The following is a 22,559-nucleotide window of genomic DNA, read 5'->3' as shown; positions in this document are numbered from 1 at the left end:
AACGCTCAACAAAAGTTAATTGGTTTTTTCTTAACATTTTTTAAATTCAATTTAACTGAATTTGGGCAGTAAAGAACTAATTTGCCTTAAATCATAAAATTTAATATCATGAAGAAAATTTACCAAGTGATAACATTGCTATTCGTCTTTTTGAGTTCTAATTCACTCACGGCACAAGCACTCACGGGAACCCTTACCATTGGACCCAATGGAGCAGATTATGCAACCTTTGCGGCAGCGATATCCGAATTGCAAACTGAAGGAGTAGGTCAAGGCGGCGTTACCTTTAGTATACAACCGGGTGTTTATAGCGAAAATTTTGTCTTAGAAAACATTAGCGGACTTGCGGAAAACAATCGACTTACTTTTATGGCTACACCCGGAACGGTAACAATCGAAGCTATAGGTACCAGTGCCAACAACGACGCCTTAATTAGAATCAATTCCTTAAGTTATATTACTTTTGATGGTTTAACGCTTGTTGATGTTAGTACCACTACTGCAGTAATTGAATATGGTATTTACTTTCAGGGGTCTGCTACAGTGGGATGCACCCACAACATCATAAAAAACACAGCCATTACGTTAGGAGCGAACGGTGCAAGACCTATTGTTGCTACGCGTGGAATCTTTTTCTCTTCCTTAGCTCAATCGGTAGCGGCTTCTAACAGTAATAATATTATTGACAACATTAGCGTAGATAATGCCTCTTGGGGTATTCAGTTTAGATGTGCTGCCAATTTATTTGGTCAAATCACACAATCTGATTTCAACAACCAAGTAATCAACTCTACCTTTGGAGCCAATTTAAGTTTGGGACATGATTTAAGTAGCGGAGCTTTGGCCATCAATGCTCTGGGGGGACGCAATATGGTTATTAATAATAACGTAATCCAAAGTATTCAAAATTTTAATTCAGCTCCTGCACTTCCTGTATCCACCGCAGGAATTAGCTTGGATTCCTGTTCCGGCATAGTCAGTGGAAATTTTATTAACAATATTGAATATGAGGGTTCTAATGGTTTGGTGTTTGGTATTAGATCCAGCACCTTTCTGGGAGAAACTACTTTAATTACTAACAACAAGATATCAGGACTCAAAAGAAGTAACTTTGTAGCCTCTACAACAGACCCAAGTTTCACCATTACCGGGATTTGGATTTTTAGCCAATCAGGCAACAATGGTTTGGCGAGAGTTTTACATAATTCGGTTTATTTAGACTTAGAGAATCCTGTAACTTACAGCACTGCGGGGGTGAATTTATCGGGCGGTTCTACAGGACAATTTCCCGCCGAAGTGTTCAATAATATTATTGTCAACCGAATTTCAGCTTCGACTTCCCCTTATAAATCCTATGCACTAGTAGATGGTAATACCACTCGTGGCTTTTTAATTTCAAATAACAACAACTTGTTTGCAGATGGTACGAATGGCTACTTAGGCGGAATTGGTAGAGAACTTGGCGGTACAGAACAGTTTTCAAACAATCTAGCCGATTTTATTATCTTTTCTGAAACCAATTCAAACAGCGTTAATTTCTTACCAGTCTTTACCAATGCCGCTTCAGGTGATTTAAGTTTTAATGAGAATCTAGTAACTAGCGACGCTTATTTAGGCCCTAATTTGGCCGCTGTACCCGTAGACATTCTTTCTAATCTCCGAGCAACACCCGAAACATTTTTAGGAGCCTATGAAGGAACGGAATTCTTGTCAATTTCTAGCTTTAGTGCTTCTACTTTGATGCTTTATCCTAATCCAAGTCGTGAGGTCATCAACATTCGTTCTAACTATTTTACCGGAAATCCTATAAGCTATGAAATTTATGACCAACTAGGCCAGCGAGTTTTATCTTCACAAAACAGCCTTCCGATTAATGAAGAGATTAGTATAGCTATTGCTTCATTAAGTCCGGGCATGTATTTCATCAGAATTCTAAACGATAGGGCTTCAACTGGTACAAAATTTTTAGTAAATTAAATATCATCCCTTTTACAAGTACTAAAATCGCTATCTTTTTTTGAAAGGGTAGCGATTTTGGTTTGGTGTTTAGTATATTGGGGTTACTTCTAGCATGGCAAATAAAATTTTGTCTTCGCCATTTTGCGGGATTACTGTTTGAATTTTTATTTTGGTGTGGTACTTTTTGTTTGTTTTTGGGAAGTTTATGATTCTTTAGTTTATTGATTTTTTTAGTTCTTTTAGTTTTTTGGTTTTTTAGATTATTTGATTCTTTAGTTTATTGATTATAACGTTATTGATTTGTGTTTTTTAGAGATATACATAGGAAAAAGCTTGGGTATTTTTTGAAAGGGAGGGAAAAGTTGGTTATATTTGTTGAACACTCCCGTTCTACGCAATTTGAAACAAACAACATTCTACATATTAACAATTTTGCTTTTGACGAGTTTAAATTCATTCTCGCAAGATGATTTGGAACGTAAGAATTTGAACGAAGATATTGGCTGGACATATCTAACAGAATTTATCCAAGTCGAATATTACTTTGACCTTTTGCCTTTGGAAAACTCGAAATATGATTTTCATTTCCGTTATATTAAATCTGGGCAAATTGTTGATTTGTATAGAGAAAATAATGAGAGTTTTTCTGGTCAGATAACAAATTTTATACAAGAAACAAAAGAAGTCAAAACAGAATACGGTTACAATTCAGAACCGACGAATTATGTGTTTGATAAGATAAAGATCACAGACTTAAAAGCCTCAAAACTTGGAGAGTACATATTAAACAAAAAGTCATATAAAATCCCAACAGATAGTTTAATATCAAACTGGAATTTCAATTGGCTAGACTGCGGTTCTATAAAGTTCAAGTACAAGATAAAAGATAAAACATCAAGTGTAACTTTCACTTGTCCGCAAAATCAAAATGATAGTATTAATTATGTGACTGAAATTAAAAATCTGAAAGACACGATATCCAATATTTTAGAATTGGACTCATCATTTGAAAGTTTTACAAATAAACTACCTAAAGGAGCATCTTACAAAATTGATGGTTGGATAACAATGTTCAAGTTATCTGAAAAACAACTTGAATGGCGTGAAAAGAATAAGCCAATGAGAGAATATTTAAAAACCATAAAAGACACAATAGACAATTATTTGGAATTTGAACTTAACCGATTAATACCAAATTCCGCAGATTTAGATTGTTTTGATGATTATCGCCTGACTTTTAATAAAAAAGGACGACTAAAAAGTATGAAAGTCGATATTGGATTTTGGGAACGAATGTTTGATAATGATTACAAAAAATGCAGACGGATTTTAAAGAAAGCTTTTAGAGAAATAAGGTTTGATTTTGTTGACTCTAAATATGTTTTCTATCGAGATTTAAGTTTTAGTGGAAAAGATATATATATAACTGACCCAACATTATATTGAAAAAAAACGGTGTAGAATCGAGTAAACTGCACTACCAGAAATTAGCAAGGATAGCCTCTCACATCAATTAGCATAGGTTGTTTTGAAAGGGATGAAAAGTTGGTTATATTTGAGGATATCTACTAGTTAGCAGAAATAGTAAATCGTAAGACAAAATTATATTTCTATGAAATTTTTACTTTTATTTTTTTTCCTGATTTTAATTGGTTGCAAATCTAGCATGGTAAAATCATATGATAAAAATAAACTAGTTAAAATAGTTGAATTTAAACGCTCAACAAATTTTATTTTTACAGAAGAATATTGCGAGATGAATTTTAGAAAAGATTCGTCAAACATTTTTAAAAATTATTTTACTCCAGAATTGAAAGACGTTGAATATATAAACAATAACCTGGCAAAACAATATCTTGAAATATTTACTAAAGGGATTAAAGCTGAAAAATTTTATGAACCATTTATTAATGATGTCAAAAAAGAAGCAAAACAAAGTGTAAATTTTGATAAGCAGTTTTTTGGCTACGTAAATAATAACGATGAAAAAATTATTTTAATCCAACAATTTAATTTTGAATATGATCCTTATAATTTTAAAACAAAATTAGATCAAGATTTCATTAATTGTTTTTTGGGTTGGTGTTCAGTTAGCGTTAGAAGAATAAAGTTTAATGTTGAAAAAAGTACATTTTCGATTCACTAACTACTTCAGCTATTTAGTATTTAAAAAATTCTGCTAATCAAGTAGACTGCCCTACTTGAAATTAGCAGAGAGAGCCTCTCACATCACCGAGTGTATGTATAAATTGCCTGATTTTGTTTGCCCCAGTCTGCCTCGGCAGAAGCAAAATCAGGACGTTTGTCGTTATTTGGTTTTCAATTGAGAGTTGGGTTGTTGCCTACTTCGTAGGAGGTTCCTTCCACCGCGGCGGGATAAAATTTCGTCTTCGACATCTTGCGGATGACAAAGTGGGTAGTGATTTTGTAGGTGATTGAAAGTTGGTTATATTTGATGACACCTACTAGTTGCCTGGAAGTTTTAAAACCCGTATAAAGATGAACAACAAAATAGTATATACACTTTTTCTTTTACTGTTTTTGAATCTTGATTGTTTTTCTCAATCGGAAAACCCTTTTTATGAACAATTAGCTTTTGACTTCTACAAAGAAAGTATTCTTAAAGTCTTTCCAGTAGAAAAAAAGATAACTGTATTTAAATCTCTAAACTATGATTCTAGCGAACATATTACTTATTTGCCATCCGATGGCTTAAAAATGAGCGTTCCAAAAGAACGTGACAGTATAAAAATCCTAGAATATAAGAAATATTGGAAAAGCTTTGAAGATATGAGGTTGGATCTTGATTTAAAAAATATTGACAGGAAACAGTTCAAAATAAAAAAGTCGAATCGTGGTTATTTTCCAAAATTGTTTGTTCATTATCCCAAAACTTATCGAGATAGAATTTTCGTCGTAGTGCACGAGAAATATCAAAATAGCGGCAAATATTATACTGTAGAATTTAATCAGCAAGGGAAAATAATTGATTGGTGTACATCCGAATATACAAGTGTAACTTTTTAAAACCTACCGGCAACAGTGGGGTTAATCCTTTTTGGGTTTATTAATCTTTAGTTTTTTTTCAGATTATTTGGTTCTTTTAGTTTTTTGATTGTAAAATTATTGAAATGTATTTTTTAGAGATATACATAGGAAAAAGCTTGGGTATTTTTTGAAAGGGATGGAAAAGTTGGTTATATTTGAGGATATCTAGTAGTTATGTGCAAGCAGAAAAAATTGCGATGAAAATTAAACTGATTATAATAATATTAATATTTACGAGTGTATCGTCATTTGGACAATCTGTTTTAAAAAGCGAATTGAAAAAAATGCTAACGGAAACATTAGTCAAATCGAGAAATTATGTATCAGATGCAACTAATTCTTGGTTTTATGACAACACCGAAAACGATTATAAAACCCAAGACACTTTAACTTTCAAAACTGCTCGAAGTTTTAAAAGAGATTATTGTAAAATAATTAATTGGACTTTCTACGAGTGGAATAAATTTCGACTTGAATTTGCGGATTATTGTAATGAACCACCAACAAAGTTGGCATCCAAAAATGAAGACTATTACGAATTTCTTGTCGAGGAAAAAGATAAAAATATATTCGTTTACTTAAAAAACGTAAATGGAATTCAAGACAAATTCAAAATTGTCGAACTGACAAAAATTGAGCCGATTGACAGCGGAAATGACCAATTTGATTATAGAATAAAACTAACAAGAATAAAATAATGCCAGCACACGACATAGGCTATTGTTCACTGCTACGTAGTTTTACTTTCGGAAAAAACTACGCATTCGTGAATGGTTAGTGTTTATTTATTAACTTTATTGCTTAACCAACGTAGCAAACCATAGCCAGAGGGAGGACGTTAGCTTTATTCATAATGACTTTTAAAAACAAAATAGCGTTTCCATTATTTGCACTATCTTAATGAAAATCAGAACGTCATATAAAATTGGAGCTGGAATTTTAGGAATTGGAATTGCATTACTACTGCTTTTCGGAATTAAAAACCCGCCTGTAAAACTAACAGGAACTGAACTATCAACTATCAAGAAAATAAGAGTTAATAATGGACCGATTCGTATTTTAACAGAGAATGAAATCGAGTTATGGAAAAATTTGGAGTTCGTAATTTCGAGAGAAAATTATTCGGGAGAAACGCCTGATTTTGTTATTGAACTGATTGGTAATACATCAAACTTTACTGCAATGTATAATGAATCAAGTGAAATAGTATTCTTCAGTTTCGTTTCAGAAATTAAATACGGCTTTTTGAACTCTCCATCACCTGGTGGTTGGACACAACCGATTTACACGACACAAGCGAATGAAAAAATATTGAAACTATTAAAAATAAAATAACTCAGCACAATAGCGTTTGCTACTTTGGTCAAAGAGAGCAGAATGCATCATTAACAAATCTTAAATTTGAAATAAAAATGGAATCGAAAGAAGATAAAATAGAAAAAGATATTGAAATTCTGAGACATGGACCGATTTGTAAATATTTCAAAAATGGGATTCTTGACGAAGATTTGATTTGGTTTTCCAATAACAATTTTGAAATTATAGAAATGAATTGTAGGAATTGGAACAGCAAAAACGCACATCAGCATTTAAAAGTCGCTCTTAACTTTCCCGATTATTATGGAGAAAATCTAAATGCTTTTGCTGACTGTCTGACTGATATGTACAATAAAAGATATAAAGGACTTATTTTAGTTTTTAGACGTTATGACCATTTTGTGGAAGAAGACGGAAAGTTTGCTGAAGCAATTCTTGATATCATTACAGGAGAATCACGAGTTTGGCTTTTAAGCGGGCAAAAACTCATTGGACTTGTTCAATCTGACAATCCTGATTTGGATTTTTCAAATTTAGGAGGAATAAGTCCAAGTTGGAATGGAAGTGAATGGCTAAATAAAAACAGGAAAAAATAATATAATACAATTGTGCTGATTGACTTGGTTCATGAGAGAAGCGCATGTGTTTTTAAAAACTGCCTGATTTTGTTTGCCCCGATCAGCCTAGGCAGAAGCAAAATCAGGACGTTTGTCGTTATTTGGTTTTCAGTTGAAAGTTGGGTTGTTGCTAAGTTGGAGAATTCATTGAGCTAGGGACCTACTTAATTTTCTTCAAACATTCAAAAAGAAATTTTATATTTGGGATTGGTAGTAAATAGCTAGAGAGCTATTAGCGTTACGTAACATAAATTAAAAGACACAAACAAATGAAAAAAATTATTCTAATTATCGTACTTATTTTTGCTTCCACACTCTCATTTGGACAAAATTTTAAAGAATTAGCCGCCTATGAATTTAAAAGTGCAGAGAGCTATGAAACCGAAAAAAGCAAAGTTTTAATGAGTGCTAATTATCTCTTTACAACTCCCGCTGATCTTAACGAATTGAATAGGTTACACGCAATCCAATATATAATGAAATGGATGGAAGGAACCCCTGAATACACTTTTGAAATTGGTGAGAAAGCTATGGAATTGACAAAAGGGAACTCTGATTTGTTGGGGCTTTATCTTGCAGCGATGACAAAAGCAGTTTTAGACAATAAGGAAAAACCATTGTCTAATGACGAAATTTATAACCAAGCTGAAGAACTATTGGTGAATTATTGTTCCGATTCCAATAATAAAATGAAACCCTCAAAAAAAATAAAAAGTATCATTAAGAATAGTAAAAGCTAAATTGCCGGAGCGGATTAAATTTGCTGCATGATTTTAAAAAAAACTTGATGAAAAAAATAAACTTTTTTATTTTATTACTACTTCCCGTGATAGGGTATAGTCAAAACGATTTTATAAACGAATATCAGAAAGCGGATAGCCTATTGCGAACCAATGAAATTGATTCCGCTTTTATAAAATTCAGGGATTTAGAAAAGAGTTTGCCAAAAAATGATACTTTATATAATTATGCCCTTTGGTATAAAGTAACTACAGCAACCTATTTAGAAGAGACAAATCGGTTAAAAGAAAAGTTTGACAAATCACTAGATTATGGACTTGAAGCACTTGACGCAATTGAAAAAGGCAAAGTAATATTTGATGCAGAGTTTGCTAAAAGATACTATTTTATGACCAAAAACATTATTGTTTCATATTATGGTTTAGGAAACTTTGAAGCAGGAAATAAATGGAAAGAAAAAATGTATGAGGCGAAAAAAAACAATTTATTGCCTGAAGGAATTGATGCCTATTTTAATTATGATTTTTTCAAGTTTGAAGACAAGAATGTTTGGGGCTATGAATGGTATGCTGATTTACCAGAGAACCGTTTTTCAAGTAGTTTCACCAAAGTTGTTTATTATGTTTACAGCACCAATTCTGACGGTTCTGATAAAGACCAACTATACCGATTACACGTTTTAATGTTTCACAGCACTAATGAGAATTTTGACTATGTACTTGACAAACGACTTGAAACAGCTACGGAGGAAATTGGTGGCACATTGTACGCTTACACCTATAAAGAGGCTATCGATTTCAGAAAACTTAAAAATGATGTAAAAGAAGTTTTAAAAGGCAATCTAAAGCCAGACACAAAAAGAACACTAACAAAAGATAAAGAAGGGAAAATCAAAATTGATGTGCAAATGAATACTAAAAAAGATTAAGCATATTCTATTGCTTTTAATTTTAAGAATCGAAAAAATATCGGGTTAAATTTCAGTAGTTTTTTGAAAACCGTAAGTTCTGAGGGTGTTATTAATTTCTAAATTCAAAAAGAAATTTTATATTTGGGATTGGCAGTAAATAGCTTAGGAGCTATTAACGACTGGACTTACAAGCTTTAAACAAAATGACTAAAACCGAAATGAATACAAATAACAAAACACAAGACTTTAAACTTTATTCATCAAGAGCAATAGGGCTAGCTACTTTCTTGGGCGGACCTCTTGCAGCAGGATATTTAATTGGAGAAAATTATAAAGTAATAGATAAACCAACTGAAGGACGAAATTCTTTAGTTCTTGGAATCGTTTTTACAGTACTTCTTTTTGGGGCACTATTTATGATTCCTGAAAACACAATTGACAAAATTCCTAAACAACTAATTCCACTTCTCTACACAGGAATTATTTTGGGAATTGTAGAGTGGAAACAAGGTGATATGCTTAAAGCACATAAAGAAAATAATAATCCCTTTTTTTCCGGTTGGAGAGCTGCAGGCGTTGGATTCGTTTCCTTGTTAGTACTCGTGATTGGAATATTTGGCTATGCCTTTCTCTCTTCAGATAACGAGATTTATGAAAAATATGATACCGAACTTGCTCAATTCTCAAAAAACGAAAAAGAATCGTTAGTCTTTTATGACAATTTGGAGACGAAAAACAACTCCTCTTTACTTAAAGAATTGGACGAAAAAACGATTCCAAAATGGAAGGCAAATCTAGAAATAATTAAAAAAACAAATCAATTAAATAATTTACCTCCTGATCTAGTTGAACAAAATAATATTTTACTAAAATATTCAGAACTAAGAATCCAAGCATTTGAATTATTCAGAAAATCAATTTATGAAGACACTGATAAATATGAAGAACAATTGGAACAAATACATATACAGATTGAAAAAGAACTTGAGAAACTGAACTGAGAAAAGTTAGAAACAGACAATTAGATTTAATAACTGAGTTCAAGAGATTCTTTACTATTATGCACTTTACTTCTACCTCTTTCCTTTTTTCGATGATGGTGACGATTGTTGTGCCGATTTTAATTTTTAACGACTTTCTTTATCACTCTTTGATTATCTGAACGAATATCGAATAGATATACTCCGTTTTGTGATGGTAAATCAATTTCAATTCTTTCCATACCTTGATAATTAAGTTGGTTTATTTTTTGACCTACTGCATTATAAATCAAAACATCAACCGTTGAAGAAACTGCTTTAAAATCTAAAACTACTCTCCCGTTGGTAGGATTTGGGCTTAATTGAACCCAATCATTCTTTATAAAATCAGGCTGACTCAATAAAAATGGAAGCGTAAGTTTTGCAGTAAAAATATTAGCACCACTTTCAAGAGAGTATGAAACATTATTAAACCTAGAGCTTCCGCTAGTAAAAAACAAACCTGCTTCTGTAATGGCAATGTTTGTGTTTTTATCCGGACGTAATCCGAAGGTAATGTGATCGTTTGAACCTTCGTATTGGTTTACCCATGTATTAGCTCCCCCACTCGAGAAAGTTGCCAAAATTTGATTCTTTAAAATATTGGGATTAAGAGAAACTAAATGATTATAAGTATTTCCTTCAAAAGTAATGGTATTGTAGAAATGGCATTTGAAAAAAAGATTGGCTTGACTGTCAATGGCTAATTGTGGTATAACAATGGAGTTCTCGCTAGAATTCATATTATAATTTTTAATCCATACCAAGTCACCATTGGCATTAAATTTTTCCAGGTAAACCGAATAAATTGAAGGTTCAGTTGTATACGTTGTATTGTTTATGGTAACCGTACCCGAATATTTACCGGCGGTATATATATTGTTATTTGAATCAACTACAATACTCGTTCCTTCCGAAGTTCCTGTGTATAATTTAGTCCATTGAAAGACACCTTGTCCATTTATTTTGGCAATATAAGCGTTACTTAAGGAATTAGGCGAAAGGAAGGTTTCGGTTCCAAATCTTCCATGACCTGCAAAACATCCGGTTACATATATATTACCTAAATTATCCACTGCTATATGGGTAGTGGTTACATTTACAACAACGGGTTGGCCGTTTAAAGTTGTTCCTGAACCAAATTGTGTAGCCCACATAATATTTGCTGTATCAGAATTAATTTTAGCCAAATATCCCCTACCATTATTGGAGTTTAAAGTTATTCCATCAAAGCTTCTACTTCCTTGAAAAGCTCCTGAAAGGAACAAATTATCATTGGCATCAATCGCTAATTTGGGTTTATCTGAGATTGTTCCGGGTATTGCTTTCCTCCATATGATTTCTCCTGCAGGGTTTAATTTTAATAAGAAAAAATTACTGCTGCTAGTTCCTGAACTTAAAGAAGCAGTGCCAAAAAATACAGTCCCCAAAAAAGTTCCCGCTACATAAATATTACCTAAACTATCAGTCACTACTGTATGTCCGATATCTGAATTTACTCCACCAAATTGAGTAACCCAAATTACTGCTCCATTTGGCGATAACTTTTGTAGAAAAATATCCGAATTTCCATAGCTGGACAATGCAAAACCATCACCATAGCAAATAGTTCTAAAACTTCCTGTTGTAATGACATTACCCAAATTATCAATTGCAATTGCGTTTCCATATTCTTCACTTTGTCCGGCAATTACATTATGCCAAACCATGTCTTGAGAAAAACCAGTTGTAACAACCAGTTGAATTACTACTAGTGTTAGGTAAATTCTATTTTTCATAACTTGTTTTTGATCTTGCTGTTTTGATTTTTTTAAATTAAATAAATCGAAAAGGCAAATATAAACATTATCAGGGATTTAAAACTTTTACAAAATACATCTAATTTAATAGCATTCGAAAAAAATCATAGTCCTTTAACTAAAATAATTACCCCAATTATATTAAAAATAAAACTGATGTAGGCGGTTGATTTTATGGAAAATAAAGCATTCAACGACACCATGACTTTTTTTAAGACTAAAGAGTATTTAAAACAATAGTAATTAGGCGAGTACTCTTTTAAGAAAATTCAAAAAGAAATTTTATATTTGGGATGGTTAGCCTTTATCCGTCTTATTATGCTATTCTATCAGTAACCGCCTCTTTAAGAATTACAAATGAGAAATAAATTATGTTTTTTAGTTTTACTTATTCTTCAATTTGGATATGCTCAACAATATGATTCCGTTGTCATCGAAAAGGATAGTATCGACAGTAATAATCAAGTTTATAAAGTTGGCAACGTATATGTTTTTGACTACGAAATTATTAAAAACGGAATTTCTAAAAAGCTAAAAACAAATTCCAATGATGGTTTTGAATTAGTAAACAAGACATCTGACTCAGTTGGTGTGGCTAAAATTCATTTGTTGGTGCGACCAAGTATTGATTCGCCGAGAACAAATGAAAATCAAACTCAAATATCATATATGCAGGGCCCTGAATTTGGTTCATTTTCTTCTACCGGTGTGGTTGATAATTCATCAAACGTATGGATTCATCCGATAAGATCCGGTTTTTTTGAATCATTAGAGACTTGCCCATTCCCTTTTGTAAAAAAACCTTTGTCTATTGGTTTAGAATGGCAAGATGCTATGTCAATTGGTGAAGGTTGGGGTAACCAACTTTGGGGTGAATGGAGTGGTCAACTACTACTTTCCTATCATTATAAAATTACTGGAAAAGAAAGCATAACTACTGATTTGGGTGTAATTGAATGTTACATTATTGAGAGTAAAGCAGATTCAAAACTAGGCACTACTACTTTAAAAAGCTATTTCTCTGATGTTTATGGATTTTTACGTTTTGAATACGAACTTTTAACCGGACTAAAGGTTACTATGTGGGTGGTTGATTTCATGGAAAATAAAGCGTTCAACGACACGATGACTTTTTTTAAAACTAAAGAGTATTTAAAACAATAAAAAGGAACTATTTCATAATTGATTCTCACGAGTTTCCTAAAAAGAATAAGAGCGACAAAACTCAAACGTGGAGTGTCGCTCTTATCAACCTAACCAATAAATAAACAAACTAATTTAAAAACTAATGTATGGCATTAGTTAGTAATATATTTCTCGAAGTCTTTGGTGTTTACTCTTGCCTTTAAATCGTGCAGGAGATTATACAAACCAAAGAACGTTCTGTTAATGTATAAAAAATGTTTTGAACCTCTGTTGCCGTTCATTTTTCGCAACTGGGTGTCTTTTGAAAATTCTTCACCCATTTTGGCAATGTTTCCAAAGAACTCTTCATCTGAAAAATCAAAGAAATCACCATGAAACGGTTGTGTAAACAAACTCAGTAATTGATGAAATAAGCCTGTGAAATATGCAATCTCTTTAGGCGAATCGTCGCTTCGTAATATTTCCAATTCAAATAACTTTTCATTGAACAATTTTGGGTTACCAATCACCTCAGGTCTTGCCAATTCGAAATAAGGCACATAAAACTCTTCCGGAACTTGCTTGATACAACCAAAATCAATCGCAATCAAATTCGCTTCCTTATCAATTAAAAAATTACCGGGATGCGGATCAGCATGCACTTGACGCAAATGGTGCATTTGATGCATATAAAAATCCCACAAGGCTTGACCTAATTTATCTCCTTTTGCTCTATCGGTATTGTAGGCCGTAAACTCCGACAAATGCTCGCCTTCCATCCAATCCATGGTTAGGATTCTCTTTGAAGACAGGTCTTCATAATAAATGGGAAAACGCAAGTTTGGAATAGTGGAACAAGCTTCGGCAATAAACTTTCCTTGTTTTAACTCCAAATCATAATCGGTTTCTTCCATTAATTTATGTTCAACCTCCTTAAAATATTTCTCAGAGTCTTTTCCTTGGAGGTTGAACATTTTAATTGCAAAAGGTTTCACAATTGCCAAGTCTGAACTAATACTATCCGCCACGCCCGGGTATTGGATTTTCACAGCTAAATTTTTCCCATCTTTGGTTGCTTTGTGTACCTGGCCGATACTCGCCGCATTTATAGAATCAGGCGTGAACGAATCGTATAGTTGTTCAGGAAATTTTCCCAAATAATTTTTAAATGTTTTTCTAACCAATGGAGCACTCAATGGTGGCACCGAAAATTGGGCTAGTGAAAATTTCTCTACATAGGCTCGAGGCATGATGTTTTTTTCCATGCTAAGCATTTGAGCCACTTTCAACGCACTCCCTTTCAGGTTTTTTAGTCCATCATAAATATCTTCTGCATTGTTTTCATTTAACTTATCTTTTGTTAGCGAAGGGTTTACCACCTTTTCGCCATAGTAAGCAATGTAATTTCCGCCCACTTTTAAACCGGTTTTTACTAATTGTCCGGCTCTTTCAATTTTGTTGGTCGGTATTTTGTCTAATGTTTTCAATGGCTTTTATTTAAATTTTTCTTTCCAAACAAATTTTCCCAAGTCTACTAAACTATCCAAAGGAGTGGTGTTCAACACATCGAAAGTAGCTTTCACCGCTTTTTCAATCATCACATCTGTTTTTTCAAATCCTTTGGAAGTGTCATCCAACCAGAATTTCAATATAAATAAGAACTCCACCCATGCACCTTCTACATACAGCGGTTTTGCAATTTTATTAACTTTAAAATCCTCTTCAGAAGTTTGTGTGTCTATCATATCTACGATAAAACTTTTGAAATGGTTTCGAAAAGTTTTCAATTGTTGTAAATTTTTCAACATATTTTTTTCTTCTTTCAAAGCAAACATGACATAACTTCTGTTAAGTGTCAGTATTTCGATTAAAGAAAAATATAGGGTGAGTAATTTATTTTTATTCGAATAGGTCAAATAATTTTCGTCGTCTTCAATAGTTCCTTTGACATTGTCAAAGAATTTTACCCAGATGTCTTGCTTCAAGGCGTCAAGCGAACCGTAGAATGTGTAAAAATCACTCTCTTCGATTTTATTGTCTTTGCAAAACAGGTAAACGTTTTTGGGCTCTGCATTGTGCTGCAACACATTGTCCATAAAAACACTGATAATATGATCGTCAGTGATTGTTTTTTTCTTTGTTGTACTTTTCTTGGTTGTGGTCATAATAGATTTGTTTAAATCTTTTCAAAGATAGCAACTTGTTTAATCTTTATCAAAAATAATTAAACAAATATTTGTTAAAAATCGTTCAAAAAAAAGACCATTACTTTCGTAATGGTCTTAGATATCAAAAAAATACTTGTTAGTTTTTTAACTCTGCTTCAGTATCTTTTATCATTTTTTCGTTAGCGGTAATGGTAAACTCAACTCTTCTGTTTTTGCTTCTGCCTTCTACAGTTTCGTTGCTTGCAATCGGATCGTTTGGCCCCATACCTCTTGTTTTGAATCTAGAAGCAGCTAAACCTTTGCTCACTAAATAATTACGCACAGAAGCGGCACGATCTTCAGATAATTTTTGATTGAACTCCAATCTTCCTGTACTATCTGTATACCCATAAACCACGATATCTGTATCAGCATAGCTTTGAAAAACAGGTACTACTTTATCTAAGTTTGCCTTAGCCACATTAGTTAAAACTGATTTACTGGTTTCAAAATTTACAGAGTTTTCACCCAATACTAAAACGATACCTTCTTCTACTCTATTCACTTCTGCTCCCGGTAATGCTTGTTCAATCTCGCGAGCTTGTTTGTCCATTTTATTCCCAATAGAACCTCCAACGGCTCCACCAACAACTCCACCAATAACAGCTCCAAGAGCTGTGTTTCCACCTTTACCAAGGTTGTTTCCAAGAATACCACCAATTACTGCTCCTGCAGCAACTCCAATTCCGGCACCTCTTTGTGTATTATTTGTATTTTTCATAGCCTCACAACCTGTTGATACACTAGCGATTGCGAAAACTCCCGTCAATAATAGGCTTACTGATTTTTTCATATAAATTTAAATTTAATTTTTAGTATTAATTAGCTCTTTGAAATTGATAAACTACATCTGTCATGGTTCCTCCAACATCGATTTTGTCTACTAGTTGGAATGAATTTTCAGCTACGTTAGCAACTCTTAGCACGTAACCTTCACGCACTCTTTTTGCTTTTTCATCCGCATTTAAAACTTTCATAACAAAGTTTCCGTCTTTGTTAACAAACCATGTAATTGGCGAACTAAAAGCAGGACAGCCCATTTTAGTCAAAGCCATATCGCCTTTGTTATTATTGGAAACAAATTTCCAAGTACTCCCTACGAAACACTGTGAATCAGCAAGACCAAATGAATTAACTTTGATAACTTCTGAACCGGGATAGTAAACGGATGCAACTACCCAATTTCCTTTCATAGCCACTTCTGTCTTATTGTCCAATTTTGTAGCTGTATTTGTTTTACAAGCAAAAACAGCTATGGATAAAATACTTAAAATAATTACTTTTTTCATGTTTTAAAATTTTATTAAATTTTGACTTACAAAGATAGTACCATAATGGAATTATAAAGTTACATAATTGTAGAATAATTTTACGACATTTTGTCATAATTTTTTTTTGGTATCGCTTTTGCACAGAAGAAAACAACAAACGTTTAACTAAAATAAAACACCTATGACAACCGGAAAAATTAATGTTTCTGTAGAAAACATCTTTCCTTTAATTAAAAAGTTTTTATACAGCGATCACGAAATTTTTCTTCGTGAATTGGTATCCAATGCCACGGATGCTACTTTAAAATTAAAACACTTAGCCAGCATTGGCGAAGCCAAAGTGGAATATGGAAACCCAATTATTGAAGTAAAAATCGATAAGGAAAATAAGAAACTGCATATTATCGATCAAGGTTTGGGTATGACCGCCGAAGAAGTGGAAAAATACATCAACCAAGTGGCTTTTTCGGGTGCAGAAGAATTTTTAGAAAAATATAAAGATTCAGCGAAAGATTCAGGAATCATCGGCCATTTTGGTTTAGGTTTCTACTCTGCTTTTATGGTAGCTTCCAAAGTAGAAATCATCACCAAATCATTTAAAGACGAACCGGCAGCTCATTGGACCTGTGACGGCAGCCCGGAATTTACTTTAGTTCCAAGTGATAAAACCGACCGTGGAACAGAAATCATACTGCATATTGCTGAAGATTCTTTAGAATTTTTAGAGGATTTTAAAATACGTGAATTGTTGAAAAAATACAACAAATTCATGCCGGTGCCAATTAAATTCGGAACTAAAAAAGAAACACTTCCTAAACCGGAAGATGCTCCTGAAGATTTTAAAGCAGAAGAAATTGAAGTAGATAACATCATCAACAACCCAACTCCGGCTTGGACAAAAGCTCCAACGGAATTGAAAGATGAAGATTATAAGAATTTCTATCGCGAATTGTATCCGATGCAATTTGAAGATCCTTTGTTCAGCATTCATTTGAACGTGGATTATCCGTTTAATTTGACCGGAATTTTATACTTCCCAAAAATGTCGGCGGATTTACAACTTCAAAAAGATAAAATTCAATTGTACCAAAACCAGGTATACGTAACCGATAATGTAGAAGGAATTGTTCCTGAATTTTTAGTGATGCTTCGCGGGGTGATTGATTCGCCGGATATTCCGTTGAATGTTTCGCGTTCGTATTTGCAATCGGATGGCAATGTGAAAAAGATTTCGAATTACATTACCAGAAAAGTAGCGGATAAATTGAAATCGTTATTCAACGAAAACCGTGAAGATTTTGAACAAAAATGGAATGACATCAAAATCGTTTTGGAATACGGAATGCTTTCGGAAGACAAATTCTATGAAAAAGCAGGGGATTTTGTTTTATATCCAACGGTTGATGAAAAGTATTTTACATTAACCGAATTAAAAGAAAAAATTGCCGCCAATCAAACGGACAAAAACGGAAAATTGGTGGTTTTATATGCTTCCAACAAAGAAGCACAACACGGTTATATCGACATTGCCAAAGAAAAAGGTTATGAAGTCATGTTGTTAGACAGTCCGATTGTATCGCATTTAATTCAAAAATTAGAATCGGATAATGAAAACCTGACGTTTGTTCGTGTTGATTCGGATCATATTGACAAATTGATTCAAAAAGAAGATACGCAGATTTCAAAATTATCGGAAGAAGAATCTACCAAATTGAAAACCGTTTTAGAAGAATTGGTTCCAAAAGCAACGTACACTGTTCAGTTGGAAGCGATGGATAGCAATGCTGCTCCGTTTATGATTACGCAACCGGAATTTATGCGACGCATGAAAGAAATGAGTCAGTCCGGCGGTGGTGGCATGTTCGGTATGGGTAACTTCCCGGAGATGTATAATTTGGTGGTGAATACGAATTCTAATTTAGCGACAACCATTCTTTCCACAGAAGACAAATCGGCTCAAGAACATTTGGTAAAACAAGCGATGGACTTAGCCAAAATATCGCAAGGATTATTGAAAGGTGAAGAGTTGACGGCTTTTGTGAAGAGGAGTTTTGAGATGATAAAATAAGAAGAAAGAAAATAGAAGAAAGAGAAAAGACCTGTGAGTGAAAGCTTGCAGGTTTTTTTGTGCAATAAATTATAAGATTTTACGTAATTAGACTGTAATTAAATGTAGCATGCGATTTATTTTTACATTCTTAAGTTTATTTTGGTTTGGCATTTGTTGTGCTCAAGATGGCATATCATTAGAAAAAGTAGTAAAAGCGGATTTTGATGGGAATGGTTTTGAAGACGTTGCCTATTACACACAAGAAAAATCAGAGGAATTTGATACCGTTCAGATTGAAGTTTATTTTTATGGAATCGAAGGAATTACTCATGAAGTAAAGAGTGAAAAAATAATTTTCAATAAATCGGAATCTGAGGATCACTTGCTTTGTTATTCTTTTACATTTAGTGAGAACACACTCAATTTGATTTTTACCAAAAACAAAATCAATTACTATTGGTTTTTTGAATACAACGATAATGATTTTGAACTTTTATATTACGGTGAATCAGAGCGAACAGATGACTTTCAGAAATTCAGGTATTTGAATTTAAAAGCCAGCAAATTAGCTGTAAGTCAATTGAAAAAAGATGCCACTGAATGGGAAACCGTTTCACTTCCTTTTACTGTGATTACGATTCCTACTTTAAATGCGTTTAAAGGGTATGAGGTGAAATGGACGAAGTGAAGTTTTGCACATAACTTTCAAATTTCAAATCTTTTATTCAAAGTAATCAAAAAATAACGAACTTTGAACTCTCAACCCGAAACCTGAAACCTCATCATGACTTTATCCATAGAAACCCCTGCCCTACTTTTCTCTGCAACATCTTTGATCTTATTGGCCTATACCAATCGATTTTTGACTATTGCTCAAATTGTTCGAGGGTTGAAAAAAACCTATGACGAAAAAGAAAACAAAAGCATTTTGATAGAAATTAAAAACCTTAATTTGCGATTAACGCTAATTCGTTATATGCAATTGGCGGGTGTTTTGAGTTTATTTTTGTCGGTTTTTGCTATGTTGGTTTTGTTTTTCGAACAGCAATTAACCGGCATCTATATTTTTGGGTTGAGTTTGTTGTGCTTGTTGATTTCACTAGGAATTTCTTTTTGGGAAATTAGCATTTCGGTAAAGGCGTTGCGAGTGCATTTAAAGGATTTGGTTGAATAATATGATGAAGCTATTCCCTTCCAGTCATTATACTTTCAGATTATATGGCAATGAAAATGAAGCAATAGAAAGACTAAACAGAAGAACAGAACCCTCTGAAAGTTTTGCTTCAAAAAGAACTGACAAATCATTTTTAGGAAAGATTGATGGAAGTACATTCAAAGTAATTTCATCTGAAATTGGTAGAGGTGCTTTTTGTGTAATGAGCGGTAAAGTTGAAGCAAAAGAAGGTTTTGTAGAAATTCAAATTAATAAACCTTTTCAAATTTTATTGGGCATTATTATATTTTTCCCAATTGTAGCCGTTGGACTTTCTGTAATCTCAGAAAACATTGAAAATACATTTATTTTACTATTGATTGCAATTCTTCAAGTACTGTTAATTCGATTTGTTTTTATCGAATTGGCATTTAAATTTTTATCTAATAATAGTCTAAATAGACTTAAAGATGTTTTAGATATTGATTGGATTAAAAAAACATAAAAAATTAATCCACTATCCACATCAAAACCGGCTTATTAACTTCTTTCAATTTCTCATCCAAAACCTGCATGAATGCATCTGAAACAGCGGGACAACCCCAGCTTAATGGAGAATAGCTGGGATAAATTTCTTCGTTGGAAACGGCAGGCCAAGAATGTAAAACCACCACTCGTTTCACGGCATTAGTATTGGTAGTTTCCAATCCATGAAGCCAGTATTTTATATTGATTCCCCACGAACTGTAATCGCGTTTACCAATTTTAAATTTGCCTTTCATTGAACAATGACTATTGATTGTATTACTGAATTTGGCTTTCTTATATTTTTCAGGATTGTCTTCAAAAACATCACAAGTACCGTGAGTGACTAAATTTTGATCACTAATTTTATTAGTTTTAAAATCATAAACAAAAAAGCGATTTTTTCCGGAATGAATTGTCATATCAATCAAAATATAAAAATCTTGATTGAATTGGTTGTTTTTACAATAAGTCAAAGCTTCTTGATGAAAAGAACTATAATCTTTGGACACATCAGGTGCCGTTGAATTACAACAAACAAAACACAAAACTAGCAGTAGAAAGAATTTTTGCATAGGCTTTTTATTTTTGAAACTAAAAAAGCACCAAAATAGTATAATCTCTTTTTAAAAACTTGAAACCTGAAACTTGAAACTATTAACCCTCAACTCGCAACTTTTTCCCTATCTTTGCCGGCTTTTTAAATTATAAAACATGTTTGGAAATAGGATATTAAAAGGAGTTTTTTTGGTTGGTCTTGGAGCTACAAGCTATGGCATGTTGGCCACTTTTGTAAAATTAGCCTACCAAGATAATTTCACTACTGCCGAAGTAACTATTGCACAATTTGTGCTTGGGATTATAGGTGTTTTAATCATCAATTCTTTTCAGCGGATAAAAAACAACAATACAGCAGTAAAAGCAACCAAAAAGAATATTTTTCAATTGATGCTTGCCGGTACTTCTTTAGGAATGACTAGTGTGTTTTACTATTTATGTGTTCGCTATATCGACGTTTCCATTGCTATCGTTTTACTGATGCAAACTGTTTGGATGGGTGTTTTGTTGGAAATGATTTTGGATAAAAAACTACCATCCATTCAAAAAGTAGTTGCTGTAATCATTGTTTTGATTGGAACTGTTTTAGCCACCAACCTATTAAAAAATGAAATCGAATTGGATTGGAGAGGTTTGTTTTGGGGAATTTTAGCCGCTGCTTCGTTTACAACAACCATGTTTACCGCCAATCGTATTTCACTCGGAATTTCATCTGCTCAACGAAGCTTGTACATGCTTTTGGGTGGAGCTGTAATTGTTTTGATTTTTGCAATAATCACTCAAACAACACCTTTCAATTTTGAAATTTTTCTGAAATGGGGAATTATTTTAGCTCTTTTTGGCACAATAATACCTCCAATGCTTTTAAATGCAGGTTTCCCGCATACCGGAATTGGATTAGGAAGCATTGTAGCATCCTTAGAACTACCTGTTTCCGTTTTGATGGCTTATTTTCTTCTAAATGAAACTGTTAACCTCGCTCAATGGGTTGGGATTTTATTAATTCTTATTGCTATTGTCATAATGAATTTGGGTTTCAACAAAAAAATTAACACTTAGAGTGTCGAAATAGTTCTACAATCGTATTTTTTTAACATTTTTTTTATAAATTCGTTTTTGAAACTAACCATTCATCAATGAATCTACCTTGGCATTTGTATGTTATGGCTGCTATTTATGTAATAGCCGGCTTAAATCATTTTCGAAATCCCAGACTTTATTTAAAAATCATACCCCCCTATTTTAAAAATCCTGAGTTATTAAATAAACTCTCCGGATTTGCAGAAATAATACTGGGGATTTTTCTATGTATTCCATTATTTACTTCAATCGCAGCATGGGGAATTATAGCACTCTTAGTAGCTGTTTTTCCAGCAAACTTATATATGTATCAAAATGACAAAGCCGCATTAGGGTTGCCAAAATGGGTTCGCTTACTCCGATTACCCTTGCAACTGGGGCTGATCTTTTGGGCATATCAATACACTAATTATTAACTAAACTCTAATTTTATGAAAAAACTATTTGCAGAATTTTTTGGAACCTATTGGTTGGTTTTTGGCGGTTGTGGTAGTGCCCTTTTTGCCGCCGGAGTTCCGGAATTAGGAATAGGTTTTGCCGGTGTTTCTTTAGCATTCGGTTTAACGGTTTTAACTATGGCCTATGCGGTTGGTCATATTTCAGGTGGTCATTTTAATCCGGCTGTATCCTTTGGTCTTTGGGCGGGCGGGCGTTTTGAAGCTAAAGAATTGGTTCCTTACATTGTTTCGCAATGTTTTGGTGCTTTGGCTGCCGCTGCAACACTTTATTTGATTTTAAACGGTCAAGATGGCTTTTTAGGAATCGACAACACCAAGGCAGGTGCGTTTGCCTCAAACGGTTATGGGGCTTTTTCACCAACCGGATATTCTATGATGGCTGCATTTGTTACTGAATTTGTACTAACGTTATTTTTCTTGCTTATAATTCTTGGTGCAACGGATAAATTTGCTAACGGAAAATTTGCAGGAATTGCTATTGGTTTGGCTTTAACTCTAATTCATTTAATCAGTATTCCAATAACCAACACTTCCGTGAATCCGGCTCGTTCTACTTCGCAAGCAATTTTTGCGGGTGGTGAACCTTTATCACAAGTTTGGTTATTTTGGTTGGCTCCGATTTTAGGTGCAATTGTAGCAGGTATAATCTATAAAAATGTTTTACAAAAAAACGAAGACTAGTTAGTTTGACTTTAAAATATGTTAAAGCGACAGGATAAATC

24 protein-coding genes are annotated in these 22,559 nt (G+C 33.3%); 18 read left to right on the top strand and 6 right to left on the bottom strand.

Translation table 11 applies throughout. From position 1 onward, the window contains the following. Positions 1-108 precede the first annotated feature (108 nt). The 10 genes from IEV15_RS01645 (at position 109) to IEV15_RS01600 (ending at position 9,593) form a co-directional block, all read left to right on the top strand. Positions 109-1,977: a T9SS type A sorting domain-containing protein gene (locus tag IEV15_RS01645; RefSeq protein ID WP_188360749.1), complete on the top strand. Its 1,869-nt coding sequence runs from the start codon at positions 109-111 to the stop codon at positions 1,975-1,977. 468 nt (positions 1,978-2,445) lie between these two features. Then, positions 2,446-3,405, top strand: a complete 960-nt coding sequence (locus tag IEV15_RS01640; RefSeq protein ID WP_188360748.1) for a hypothetical protein — start codon at positions 2,446-2,448, stop codon at positions 3,403-3,405. Positions 3,406-3,571: 166 nt separating this feature from the next. After that, positions 3,572-4,105, top strand: a complete 534-nt coding sequence (locus IEV15_RS01635; RefSeq protein ID WP_188360747.1) for a hypothetical protein — start codon at positions 3,572-3,574, stop codon at positions 4,103-4,105. 353 nt (positions 4,106-4,458) lie between these two features. Continuing rightward, entirely contained in the window at positions 4,459-4,986 is a 528-nt protein-coding gene (locus tag IEV15_RS01630) for a hypothetical protein (RefSeq protein WP_188360746.1), read from the top strand. Positions 4,987-5,291: 305 nt separating this feature from the next. Next, positions 5,292-5,705 (top strand): hypothetical protein, encoded by a 414-nt coding sequence (locus tag IEV15_RS01625; RefSeq protein ID WP_188360745.1) that lies wholly within the window; start codon positions 5,292-5,294, stop codon positions 5,703-5,705. A gap of 202 nt (positions 5,706-5,907) precedes the next feature. Continuing rightward, positions 5,908-6,342 (top strand): hypothetical protein, encoded by a 435-nt coding sequence (locus IEV15_RS01620; protein WP_188360744.1) that lies wholly within the window; start codon positions 5,908-5,910, stop codon positions 6,340-6,342. Positions 6,343-6,419: 77 nt separating this feature from the next. Continuing rightward, the gene (locus IEV15_RS01615) at positions 6,420-6,920 is read left to right on the top strand and encodes a barstar family protein (RefSeq protein ID WP_188360743.1); all 501 of its coding nucleotides are present in this window, start codon (positions 6,420-6,422) and stop codon (positions 6,918-6,920) included. 290 nt (positions 6,921-7,210) lie between these two features. Beyond that, positions 7,211-7,681 carry a hypothetical protein gene (locus tag IEV15_RS01610; protein WP_188360742.1) on the top strand — a complete coding sequence of 157 codons (471 nt, stop codon included), beginning with the start codon at positions 7,211-7,213 and terminating at the stop codon, positions 7,679-7,681. A gap of 47 nt (positions 7,682-7,728) precedes the next feature. Then, the gene (locus IEV15_RS01605; RefSeq protein WP_188360741.1) at positions 7,729-8,610 is read left to right on the top strand and encodes a hypothetical protein; all 882 of its coding nucleotides are present in this window, start codon (positions 7,729-7,731) and stop codon (positions 8,608-8,610) included. 200 nt (positions 8,611-8,810) lie between these two features. Further along, positions 8,811-9,593 (top strand): hypothetical protein, encoded by a 783-nt coding sequence (locus IEV15_RS01600; RefSeq protein ID WP_188360740.1) that lies wholly within the window; start codon positions 8,811-8,813, stop codon positions 9,591-9,593. 119 nt (positions 9,594-9,712) lie between these two features. On the opposite strand, the gene IEV15_RS01595 is transcribed toward IEV15_RS01600, so the two are convergent. Next, a complete protein-coding gene (locus IEV15_RS01595; RefSeq protein WP_188360739.1) occupies positions 9,713-11,389 on the bottom strand; it encodes an SBBP repeat-containing protein in 1,677 nt (558 codons plus the stop codon). A gap of 378 nt (positions 11,390-11,767) precedes the next feature. On the opposite strand from IEV15_RS01595, the gene IEV15_RS01590 reads away from it, so the two are divergent. After that, positions 11,768-12,574: a hypothetical protein gene (locus IEV15_RS01590; protein WP_188360738.1), complete on the top strand. Its 807-nt coding sequence runs from the start codon at positions 11,768-11,770 to the stop codon at positions 12,572-12,574. Positions 12,575-12,708: 134 nt separating this feature from the next. On the opposite strand, the gene IEV15_RS01585 is transcribed toward IEV15_RS01590, so the two are convergent. The 4 genes from IEV15_RS01585 to IEV15_RS01570 form a co-directional block, all read right to left on the bottom strand. Continuing rightward, positions 12,709-14,022 carry an ABC1 kinase family protein gene (locus IEV15_RS01585; protein WP_188360737.1) on the bottom strand — a complete coding sequence of 438 codons (1,314 nt, stop codon included), beginning with the start codon at positions 14,020-14,022 and terminating at the stop codon, positions 12,709-12,711. 6 nt (positions 14,023-14,028) lie between these two features. Beyond that, complete coding sequence (locus IEV15_RS01580; protein WP_188360736.1) at positions 14,029-14,700, bottom strand: TetR family transcriptional regulator C-terminal domain-containing protein; 672 nt, start codon at positions 14,698-14,700, stop codon at positions 14,029-14,031. Between the two features lie 139 nt (positions 14,701-14,839). Continuing rightward, positions 14,840-15,535, bottom strand: coding sequence for a YiaD family glycine zipper/OmpA-like lipoprotein (locus tag IEV15_RS01575; RefSeq protein WP_188360735.1), 696 nt, complete (start codon positions 15,533-15,535; stop codon positions 14,840-14,842). Between the two features lie 25 nt (positions 15,536-15,560). Further along, the gene (locus IEV15_RS01570; protein WP_188360734.1) at positions 15,561-16,031 is read right to left on the bottom strand and encodes a lipocalin family protein; all 471 of its coding nucleotides are present in this window, start codon (positions 16,029-16,031) and stop codon (positions 15,561-15,563) included. 163 nt (positions 16,032-16,194) lie between these two features. On the opposite strand from IEV15_RS01570, the gene htpG reads away from it, so the two are divergent. The 4 genes from htpG to IEV15_RS01550 all read left to right on the top strand — a co-directional run bounded on the left by htpG (position 16,195) and on the right by IEV15_RS01550 (position 19,721). Beyond that, complete coding sequence (gene htpG, locus IEV15_RS01565; RefSeq protein ID WP_188360733.1) at positions 16,195-18,081, top strand: molecular chaperone HtpG; 1,887 nt, start codon at positions 16,195-16,197, stop codon at positions 18,079-18,081. A gap of 109 nt (positions 18,082-18,190) precedes the next feature. Beyond that, positions 18,191-18,751 (top strand): hypothetical protein, encoded by a 561-nt coding sequence (locus IEV15_RS01560; RefSeq protein ID WP_188360732.1) that lies wholly within the window; start codon positions 18,191-18,193, stop codon positions 18,749-18,751. Positions 18,752-18,847: 96 nt separating this feature from the next. Further along, positions 18,848-19,237, top strand: a complete 390-nt coding sequence (locus IEV15_RS01555) for a DUF2721 domain-containing protein (protein ID WP_188360731.1) — start codon at positions 18,848-18,850, stop codon at positions 19,235-19,237. 1 nt (position 19,238) lies between these two features. Next, positions 19,239-19,721 (top strand): hypothetical protein, encoded by a 483-nt coding sequence (locus IEV15_RS01550; RefSeq protein ID WP_188360730.1) that lies wholly within the window; start codon positions 19,239-19,241, stop codon positions 19,719-19,721. A 4-nt stretch (positions 19,722-19,725) separates the two neighbouring features. Here the strand turns inward: IEV15_RS01550 and IEV15_RS01545 are convergent, their stop codons facing one another. Then, positions 19,726-20,316, bottom strand: coding sequence for a murein L,D-transpeptidase catalytic domain-containing protein (locus tag IEV15_RS01545; RefSeq protein ID WP_188360729.1), 591 nt, complete (start codon positions 20,314-20,316; stop codon positions 19,726-19,728). A gap of 139 nt (positions 20,317-20,455) precedes the next feature. On the opposite strand from IEV15_RS01545, the gene IEV15_RS01540 reads away from it, so the two are divergent. The 3 genes from IEV15_RS01540 to aqpZ all read left to right on the top strand — a co-directional run bounded on the left by IEV15_RS01540 (position 20,456) and on the right by aqpZ (position 22,518). Further along, complete coding sequence (locus tag IEV15_RS01540) at positions 20,456-21,358, top strand: EamA family transporter (RefSeq protein WP_188360728.1); 903 nt, start codon at positions 20,456-20,458, stop codon at positions 21,356-21,358. 77 nt (positions 21,359-21,435) lie between these two features. After that, positions 21,436-21,795, top strand: coding sequence for a DoxX family protein (locus IEV15_RS01535; RefSeq protein ID WP_188360727.1), 360 nt, complete (start codon positions 21,436-21,438; stop codon positions 21,793-21,795). A gap of 15 nt (positions 21,796-21,810) precedes the next feature. Next, the gene (aqpZ, locus tag IEV15_RS01530; protein ID WP_188360726.1) at positions 21,811-22,518 is read left to right on the top strand and encodes an aquaporin Z; all 708 of its coding nucleotides are present in this window, start codon (positions 21,811-21,813) and stop codon (positions 22,516-22,518) included. The last annotated feature ends 41 nt before the right edge of the window (positions 22,519-22,559 follow it).

This window comes from Flavobacterium orientale, assembly GCF_014638005.1.
In the GTDB taxonomy this organism is placed as follows: Bacteria; Bacteroidota; Bacteroidia; order Flavobacteriales; family Flavobacteriaceae; genus Flavobacterium; species Flavobacterium orientale.
Note: the sequence above shows the minus strand (reverse complement) of the source record. Positions and strands in the feature narration are given on the sequence as shown.

Excerpts from the sequence above, each read along its gene's own strand:
- IEV15_RS01645 (WP_188360749.1), top strand. The coding sequence starts at position 109 with ATGAAGAAAATTTACCAAGTGATAACATTGCTATTCGTCTTTTTGAGT.
- IEV15_RS01635 (WP_188360747.1), top strand. The coding sequence starts at position 3,572 with ATGAAATTTTTACTTTTATTTTTTTTCCTGATTTTAATTGGTTGCAAA.
- IEV15_RS01630 (WP_188360746.1), top strand. The coding sequence starts at position 4,459 with ATGAACAACAAAATAGTATATACACTTTTTCTTTTACTGTTTTTGAAT.
- IEV15_RS01625 (WP_188360745.1), top strand. The coding sequence starts at position 5,292 with ATGCTAACGGAAACATTAGTCAAATCGAGAAATTATGTATCAGATGCA.
- IEV15_RS01620 (WP_188360744.1), top strand. The coding sequence starts at position 5,908 with ATGAAAATCAGAACGTCATATAAAATTGGAGCTGGAATTTTAGGAATT.
- IEV15_RS01615 (WP_188360743.1), top strand. The coding sequence starts at position 6,420 with ATGGAATCGAAAGAAGATAAAATAGAAAAAGATATTGAAATTCTGAGA.
- IEV15_RS01610 (WP_188360742.1), top strand. The coding sequence starts at position 7,211 with ATGAAAAAAATTATTCTAATTATCGTACTTATTTTTGCTTCCACACTC.
- IEV15_RS01605 (WP_188360741.1), top strand. The coding sequence starts at position 7,729 with ATGAAAAAAATAAACTTTTTTATTTTATTACTACTTCCCGTGATAGGG.
- IEV15_RS01600 (WP_188360740.1), top strand. The coding sequence starts at position 8,811 with ATGAATACAAATAACAAAACACAAGACTTTAAACTTTATTCATCAAGA.
- IEV15_RS01595 (WP_188360739.1), bottom strand. The coding sequence starts at position 11,389 with ATGAAAAATAGAATTTACCTAACACTAGTAGTAATTCAACTGGTTGTT.
- IEV15_RS01590 (WP_188360738.1), top strand. The coding sequence starts at position 11,768 with ATGAGAAATAAATTATGTTTTTTAGTTTTACTTATTCTTCAATTTGGA.
- IEV15_RS01580 (WP_188360736.1), bottom strand. The coding sequence starts at position 14,700 with ATGACCACAACCAAGAAAAGTACAACAAAGAAAAAAACAATCACTGAC.
- IEV15_RS01575 (WP_188360735.1), bottom strand. The coding sequence starts at position 15,535 with ATGAAAAAATCAGTAAGCCTATTATTGACGGGAGTTTTCGCAATCGCT.
- IEV15_RS01570 (WP_188360734.1), bottom strand. The coding sequence starts at position 16,031 with ATGAAAAAAGTAATTATTTTAAGTATTTTATCCATAGCTGTTTTTGCT.
- htpG (WP_188360733.1), top strand. The coding sequence starts at position 16,195 with ATGACAACCGGAAAAATTAATGTTTCTGTAGAAAACATCTTTCCTTTA.
- IEV15_RS01560 (WP_188360732.1), top strand. The coding sequence starts at position 18,191 with ATGCGATTTATTTTTACATTCTTAAGTTTATTTTGGTTTGGCATTTGT.
- IEV15_RS01555 (WP_188360731.1), top strand. The coding sequence starts at position 18,848 with ATGACTTTATCCATAGAAACCCCTGCCCTACTTTTCTCTGCAACATCT.
- IEV15_RS01550 (WP_188360730.1), top strand. The coding sequence starts at position 19,239 with ATGATGAAGCTATTCCCTTCCAGTCATTATACTTTCAGATTATATGGC.
- IEV15_RS01545 (WP_188360729.1), bottom strand. The coding sequence starts at position 20,316 with ATGCAAAAATTCTTTCTACTGCTAGTTTTGTGTTTTGTTTGTTGTAAT.
- IEV15_RS01540 (WP_188360728.1), top strand. The coding sequence starts at position 20,456 with ATGTTTGGAAATAGGATATTAAAAGGAGTTTTTTTGGTTGGTCTTGGA.
- IEV15_RS01535 (WP_188360727.1), top strand. The coding sequence starts at position 21,436 with ATGAATCTACCTTGGCATTTGTATGTTATGGCTGCTATTTATGTAATA.
- aqpZ (WP_188360726.1), top strand. The coding sequence starts at position 21,811 with ATGAAAAAACTATTTGCAGAATTTTTTGGAACCTATTGGTTGGTTTTT.